Source organism: Collinsella sp. TM09-10AT (assembly GCF_003436275.1).
Classification (GTDB): domain Bacteria; phylum Actinomycetota; class Coriobacteriia; order Coriobacteriales; family Coriobacteriaceae; genus Collinsella.
The window spans coordinates 1-2,121 of record NZ_QSOP01000045.1; the positions used below are offsets into that span (position 1 = coordinate 1).

The 2,121-nt window shown below is 56.0% G+C and carries 2 protein-coding genes; both read left to right on the forward strand.

Annotation, left to right across the window (positions count from 1 at the left end; all coding sequences use genetic code 11):
- Positions 1 to 210: hypothetical protein (locus DXD77_RS10625; RefSeq protein WP_233506799.1), on the forward strand; the 210-nt coding region annotated here is incomplete at its 5' end.
- A 19-nt stretch (positions 211 to 229) separates the two neighbouring features.
- A complete protein-coding gene (locus tag DXD77_RS10150; RefSeq protein WP_006235592.1) occupies positions 230 to 1,924 on the forward strand; it encodes a phospho-sugar mutase in 1,695 nt (564 codons plus the stop codon).
- Positions 1,925 to 2,121 lie beyond the last annotated feature (197 nt).

Genomic DNA, 2,121 nt, shown 5'->3' on the forward strand with positions numbered 1-2,121 from the left:
GTCATCGAGATTGAAGAAGGGGGAGGCCTCGCGGCCTCCCCCTTTTTTGCGTTAAAAGGCGACATTCTCTATGTAATTAAATCAATCCTATCATCCGCCGGTGAATATAAACGTTCACCGTTCTGTGGCTGGTTCTCTGTTCTCAATGGACTAATATTTGCTTTAGCGCACTGCTGCGCTTGTCCTGTTTTACACGGGTCGTTTTATTGATTGTGACGGAAGGACTCACATGGCAGATGTTCATGAGCTGCTTGATACTTGGATTGCCAATGTCAAGGACGAGGAGCTCCTCGCTGAGCTCAACACGATGAAGGAGCAGGGTGATGAGGACGCCATCACCGACGCTTTCTTCCAGGATCTCGCCTTCGGTACTGCCGGTCTTCGCGGCACTATCGGTGCGGGCACCAACCGTATGAATATCTATACGGTCGGTCGCGCGACGCAGGGTTTTGCTGACTATCTCAATGCGACCTTCGAGCATCCGACGGTAGCCATCGCTCGCGATAGCCGCAATAAGGGTGAACTGTTCGTTAAGACGACGGCTGCCATTCTTGCAGCAAACGGCGTGACTGCCCTCGTGTATCCCAAGATTTCTCCTGTGCCGACGCTCTCCTGGGCCGTCCGTGATCTTAAGTGCTCCGGTGGCATTTGCATGACCGCTAGCCATAACCCAGCGCCTTATAACGGCTATAAGGCCTATGGCCCCGACGGCTGCCAGATCACCAGCGAGGCCGCCGATGCAATTTCTAAGGCTATCGCCGAGACCGATACGTTCACCGGCGTGAAGTCCATGGACTTCGATGAGGCTCTTGAGCAGGGTCTGGTCAAATGGATCGATGACTCGTGCCTCGAGCGTTATTACGACGCCGTTCTCGCCCGCGGCGTGACTAACCTTTCTGCCGAGGAGATCGCTGGCGCTCCGCTTAAGCTTGTCTATACGCCGCTCAACGGCACCGGCCTCATTCCCGTCACGACGGTGCTCGAGCGCGCTGGCATCACCGATGTCACGGTTGTTCCCGAGCAGAAGGAGCCTAACGGCGATTTCCCGACCTGCCCGTATCCTAACCCCGAGATCCGTCAGGCCATGCAGAAGGGCATCGATCTCTGCGAGCAGGTTCACCCTGATTTGCTGCTTGCAACCGATCCCGACGCCGATCGTGTTGGCGTTGCCGTTAAAAATGGCGATGACTATCTGCTACTGACCGGCAATGAGATGGGCGTTCTGCTGCTCGACTATATCTGCAAGACCCGTGCTGCCCGCGGTGAGGACCTCACTAAGAAGGTTGCCGTTACTACTATCGTTTCTTCCGCCATGGTTGACGCTCTGGCCGACGAGTACGGTTTTGAGCTCCGCCGCTGTCTGACGGGCTTCAAGTACATCGGCGACATCATTACTTCTCTTTCCGATGCTGGCGAGGTCGATCGCTTTATCTTTGGTTTCGAGGAGAGCTACGGCTATCTGGCTGGCGACCACGTGCGCGATAAGGACGCCGTGAGCACTTCGCTGCTGATTTGCCAGATGGCGCAGTATTACAAGCTGCAGGGAAAGAACCTCGCCGATGCGATGCACGAGCTGTACGAGAAGTATGGCTACTATCACAACAAGACGATTTCGCTGAGCTATCCGGGCGCTGAGGGTGCGGCAAAGATGGCCGGCATCATGGCTGGTCTGCGCGAGAACCCGCCCGCGGAGCTCGCCGGTTCCAAGATTGAGGCCGTCGTGGATTACAACACCTGCGTGAACGGCCTGCCGAAGGCTAACGTCATTGAGTTCGATCTTGAGGGTGGCAACAAGGGTATTGTTCGTCCTTCTGGCACCGAGCCCAAGATTAAGCTGTACATCTTCGCAAAGGGCGCGGATGCCGCCGAGGCTGATGCAGCACTTGACGCGATTGAGGAGTCCGGTCGCAAGCTATTGGCCTAAGGCTTTGAAAGCCTAAGTCTATAGATAGACGAAGGAGGGGATCTCGGAAACGAGGTCCCCTCTTTATTACTGCTAAATACAGCTGAGAATTACAAACTGTGTAGGAAATGTGTACGCCCAGATTCCCGCCCCCGGCGCCCCTCGGGTCTGGCAATATATCTCCTTGCCGCGCGGCCCGGTCGGACCGGATGAGCCGC